Source organism: Pelistega indica (assembly GCF_000506865.1).
In the GTDB taxonomy this organism is placed as follows: Bacteria; Pseudomonadota; Gammaproteobacteria; order Burkholderiales; family Burkholderiaceae_B; genus Taylorella; species Taylorella indica.
This window is the reverse complement of record NZ_AYSV01000051.1, coordinates 1-1,413: the sequence shown is the minus strand read 5'-3', so window position 1 is coordinate 1,413 and position 1,413 is coordinate 1. Positions and strand designations below refer to the sequence as shown.

At 34.6% G+C, this 1,413-nt stretch carries 1 protein-coding gene and 1 pseudogene; both read left to right on the top strand.

Features of this window, described 5'->3' with window-relative positions; translation table 11 throughout:
• Nucleotides 1-81 precede the first annotated feature (81 nt).
• Nucleotides 82-330 (top strand): hypothetical protein, encoded by a 249-nt coding sequence (locus V757_RS18355; protein WP_023949916.1) that lies wholly within the window; start codon nt 82-84, stop codon nt 328-330.
• Between the two features lie 125 nt (nt 331-455).
• A pseudogene (locus tag V757_RS18350) lies at nt 456-913 on the top strand (CBS domain-containing protein).
• Nucleotides 914-1,413 lie beyond the last annotated feature (500 nt).

Sequence of the window (1,413 nt, the reverse complement as noted above, 5' to 3'; positions counted from 1 at the left end):
GTAATTTTACGAACATTAGCAGAAAGTCAAAATAAAAATCCACCAGGAAAAAGATACAGCAATACTTAGTCAAGACAATGCATGGTAACGCAACACATACTTTGCACATTCTCGAAGAGCTTAATAAGTCTAGGGTATATTGTTAATACTCAAGGTCAACGCTCAGAGCGATGGGTATTAGCAAGTAGCTTAGAAAAAGACTTACATTCTCTCAGTGATTTATTTTTACTCAATCCAGAAATTGCTGAATCCATGGGAGATGAAAAAATTCGTATCGCTATGAGCAAATTGCTACTAAAAGAAGATGTTCATATCACCGATATTTTATAGATTTATTGAATTGATAATATTGGTTGACAAAAGATTTTGATAGAATGTAACCGTTGTTTGGCAGTTTTAATAAACGCTGATTAACTGAAATATTTTAAAGACACCATATAGTCGGAGTTTTAGGCATGTTAAAAGTAAGTGAAATTTACGCGTAAAAGGTAAAGTACTTTACACCATTAGCCCAGATGAAAGTATTGAAATCGCCATTCAAACGATGAGCGAACAAGACATTGGTTCACTAGTGGTAATTGAACATGGTGAATTGGCCGGTATGCTTACTTTCCGAGAAATCATGCGCCATCTTAATAAGAAAAAGACTGATTTTTTTAATTCCACTGTACGCAGTATCATGGACACTTATACAGTCAGCGTCACACCGAATACCGAGGCAACTGAGGTACAGCGTCTAATGCTAGAGCATCATGCACGTTATGTCCCTGTGGTTGATGGTCCTACATTACTAGGCGTTATTTCATTTTACGATATGGCTAAAGCATTAATTGAGCTTGAACAATTTGAAAATAGTATGCTCAAAGCTTATATTAAACATTGGCCAGATGATGTTAATGAGGCAGATGAATAACTTTTTCAAGTCATATCTAGTTAGTCACTACGCCTATCATTCTTAGCGTGTAGACTACTTACTAATAGTGCAATTCTTATTAAAAAAGCAGGCATTCTATAAATAATGAATGTCTCAGACTGTTGGTAAAGTTATACTTTCGGCGTGCAGGTTTTTATGATGAATTCTAATAGATTGATTTTTTTGTAATTTTACATAAAAACCTGCACGTCAAAATCAACTATAAAAGTTTGTCAACAATCTGAGGCATTCTATAAATAATGAATGCCTGCTTTTATTATTTTAGACAGTTAATACTGATTATCTATTTCTTAACAGCTTCGACCTGAAGAGTAACCTCCACCGTCGGTGTAATCGCACCTTTTAGAAAGTCCATACCAAATTGATGACGATCTAAAGTAGTTTTAAAATCACCACCACAAACTTCTTTTTTGAGTTTAGGACTATCATAACAGTTGTAATTTTAGTAGCCCTCAAACACCACAGGACTTGAGCTTTTG